Origin of the sequence: Parasediminibacterium paludis (assembly GCF_042651445.1) — a bacterium.
GTDB lineage: Bacteria > Bacteroidota > Bacteroidia > Chitinophagales > Chitinophagaceae > Parasediminibacterium > Parasediminibacterium paludis.
Genome location: NZ_JBHSDC010000039.1, coordinates 1 through 3585, shown reverse-complemented (window position 1 = coordinate 3585; position 3585 = coordinate 1). Strand labels below are relative to the sequence as shown.

Here is a 3585-nt window from a genome sequence, read left to right as displayed (position 1 = left end):
ATCGCCGATGGGGAACACGCTAGCAGGATTTTCTGCCAAACCACCAAGAATACCGATGGAACAGTCCGGGACTGCAAGACAGATTTTCACACTCGAAAAAATAGTCCGATAAAAAAGGCCGATAGAGCTACCATCAATGCTTGGAAAGAAATGTACCGGCGTGCTATAAAGATGGTAGACCTAAAGGGCAATACAGTATCTACAGATGATTTAAATGCTTACGATATATTTTTAGAAACTGCAATAAGAAACGAAATACACACTGACTGTTCAATGACCAGCTACTTTCGAGGGTTTTCAATTCTCACAAATCCTTTTAAAGAAACCCACTTCATCACCATAAATACATTTACATATGAAACATTCTAACTACCTCTTTACAGCCGATCTTCGAAAAATGGCAATAACCAAACAGAACACACAAATCATTTGGATTCTTAGTGGTTGTACAATTGTTTTAATTGGTGCTTTATATTATTTGCGATTGCGAAATCTTGAGTTGAAGTCAGTTAATTTAATCAATAATGCAAAAATCTTGAGCCTTAAAAATAATATTGATGGCCTTAAGAATGTCTTGCAACAAAGTCAGAAAGCAAATAAAGACCTATCTGAGAAATTATTAGCAGCAAAGCAAACAAGCTAAGTCCCCCAGCAACCGGCCAAATGTAGCTTAAGAGTTTCCACTAAATATTAAAGCGAATCATCCAAACCCCCACTAGTAACTCAGTGGGGGTTTTAGTTATATACCATATCGATAAAGCAGCATTTTATTTAAAACTTGGGTTAGAAAACATAACGAGTTGTTTGAGGTGGAAATCGGTAGAATAGTGTGGGTTTACATGGTATTATGTAGTATTACGTGGTTTAACGAAGTTTTATTTGTTTTTGCGTGGTTTTATGTAAAAAACATTCTTTTTTTATCATGGAATTATTATGATTCTACGTGGTTTTAATTGAAAACGTATGATTACTAGGAAATTGTAAATAATAGTATGAAATGAAAAGAGTTATTTTCATTTTTAAGGAATTTATAGAAAAGAAGTTACAATTCCATAGTAATTAAGAAAGGCTTTTTAAAATAAAAAGCAATGTGAATTTTAGTTGTTTATAAGCAAATGTAAAATGTTACGCTCTTTATTTATTAAACCACTTTCATAAATGCGAATTCAGCGTTATTGATAATTTCAGCCTTATAAAAGATTAATTGTAAACAGATGTAGGGTATGTACACAAATGGACATTAATATAACGAAGCATTTTTTTGATTCAATGTTTTTAATAGTTGATGATGCAAATGCCGATCAAATTAATGATATCAAGCCTGAGAAAGTTAATAACCTTTCTTAATGTTGGCGAAGCTTTTAAGTTCAACTAGGTTAGTCGTTAATTATTTCAATAATCTAATAGTTTGCCTAACTTATTAAGTGTGGTCTATAAGTTAATTATCACTATTTCTTTTTTTTCTTGGTGATTCTCCTTTGAGTTGCTTTCAATGAGCATTAAATATTATTCTGCCAAGTATAACATCTGCGATTGTTTGTTCTCCAATAATAGAAAACCATTTATTTACCGGTACTTGTAATGTAATGATAAAAGCTCCTTTGCATGATTGTCTTCCATAAGTTCCAATTGTACCGATCCTGATTTGTGCATCAAGAGGTTGTAAGTCAAAGTGGTAAAGTATTAATAGATTTTACCGGTATGTCCTTGCAACTTCTTTGCATTAAGAACTATCGGCTTGGCTCATGTAAAGTTTAGATAAAAGTTATGGTACATTATAGTGTACTACTTTATTCCATGCCAAAGGCATGGTAACAGAGGGCTTAGATAATAAGATATTTCACGCTACCGGTATTACCGGTGATCAGTGTTCATGTGGCTTTATAAATATAAGTACATTCAGCAAAATGCATTCTTTGGTTCTTATCAATGTTGTATTATTGATGATAATAAAGATTTTCTAACTTAACCTAAATGTATTAATGGGACATTCATTATTAATATGCAATATAGTGGTTTTGTCTTTATGCTATTCCGCATCCTTGAGACGAGTAATGATTTCATCGGTTCAATGTGACTCTCCCTTTATATTTCTGAAATGGTGTCATTCAGGGCAGATTCATACCTACTGCTTTTGGTGACGGCTAATTTTAAATTATCGGGAAAAATAGCATTAAGCACACAGCCGTAGTAATGCAAGTTATTCTTTTAGATTGAAATATAGTCTTCTTTCGTTTGGGTTTTTGCAGCTTCAACATAAGTCAACTGTCTTTCTCACACGATGGAAACAAATCTTTCTACTTGTTCTTTCTTTCATGTTTCCTAGTTAATATTACTTAACTTATTACTTGCAAAAACGACATCGAATATATCAATAGATGTAAGCTTATTTTGTATGTTAGAATTTAGCTGTGATTTCCACTGTGAAGAATAATGCTATACACTGGCTGATGCATGAGTTATCACGGCTATTAGGTTTTAATCTTTCCATAAAATATTTCGATTAACGTCTCAATTCTTTAAAGCTTTATCAATCAAAAAAAGGGATTTAAATTGTATTTGGAAGCGCTTATTTAAAGGCTCTTTTGCTGGTTTTACTAGCAAGTTCTCCGAACCATTATCACAAAGTCCACTATTCTCTTTAAGGGTTAGATTATAAGGTATAAATTCTTTGATGGAATTCTTATATTTCGGAATAAACCTGCTTGTTAAGCTATCTTGAGTTTACTATATTCTTGGAAATGTAAAAGAACGATTTATCCAATATTAATCCTGCTGATAGGATTGTTTGCCATTAATGTCGATTTTTAATCTCAATGTTATGGTTCCAAACTATGTTAATTAATTTTCTTCTTAAATGATCAATTTGCTCCGGACTATAGTGGTTAATTTAAATCGAATATTAATTGTCGGCCAAATCACCTCATTGGTGGTAAAATTGACCAGTGCTTGCAGCTCTGTGTACTAACTCTTGCGTAGCCAAATACGCATATAACTAGTTTCAAAAAATGGTCAATGTAAAGATATTGAAACTTAGATTCTTAATACCATTTATTGAGACTAATTTTATAGGCATTCATGCACAAAACAAAAGGGTGGAAGATAGTCTCATAAAACGGGCGATTTGTGAGACAAATAGATTAAGAGTTTCTTAGTGTAGTGCTTAATTATTTTCTTGCCTTTAGAACAATTCAGATAAAAGAATTTAAACAGACACCAAGCCAGTTTTTATAGCATACAACATAAGACCTTCTCTTGTATGTATATCCAACTTCATAGAGATATTGTGCTTATGGGTTTCTACTGTTCTTTGCCCTACGCCTATTACTTGTGCGATTTGTTTATAAGTTAGTTCTGTCGTTAATAAACGTAGTACTTCTGCTTCTTGTTGGGTTAATTGTTTATTAGGCTGCATTGCTTGATTATTCTTATACAACACATTTCGCACAAACCTATATTCTGTATTGACATTACAATAAAAGTTGCCTTTACTGACTTCTTCGATGGCTTCTACTAAGGTATCGGGTTGACTATTTTTGGTAATAAAGCCATTAGCACCACAGTTGTACATTTTCAGTAGGGCAG

4 protein-coding genes are annotated in these 3585 nt (G+C 32.6%); 2 read left to right on the top strand and 2 right to left on the bottom strand.

Annotated features, from left to right (window positions below):
* Both ACFOW1_RS16985 and ACFOW1_RS16980 read left to right on the top strand, forming a co-directional pair.
* A partial coding sequence (locus tag ACFOW1_RS16985; protein ID WP_379015946.1) for a hypothetical protein occupies nt 1-369 on the top strand: 369 nt, incomplete at its 5' end.
* 28 nt (nt 370-397) lie between these two features.
* The gene (locus ACFOW1_RS16980; protein ID WP_379015945.1) at nt 398-643 is read left to right on the top strand and encodes a hypothetical protein; all 246 of its coding nucleotides are present in this window, start codon (nt 398-400) and stop codon (nt 641-643) included.
* An 846-nt stretch (nt 644-1489) separates the two neighbouring features.
* On the opposite strand, the gene ACFOW1_RS16975 is transcribed toward ACFOW1_RS16980, so the two are convergent.
* Complete coding sequence (locus ACFOW1_RS16975) at nt 1490-1684, bottom strand: hypothetical protein (protein ID WP_379015947.1); 195 nt, start codon at nt 1682-1684, stop codon at nt 1490-1492.
* Between the two features lie 1521 nt (nt 1685-3205).
* Nucleotides 3206-3585: response regulator transcription factor (locus ACFOW1_RS16970; protein ID WP_379015943.1), on the bottom strand; the 380-nt coding region annotated here is incomplete at its 5' end.

What these genes read in the sequence shown, in the direction of transcription:
- ACFOW1_RS16980 (WP_379015945.1), top strand. Translation starts at nt 398, where the DNA reads ATGGCAATAACCAAACAGAACACACAAATCATTTGGATTCTTAGTGGT.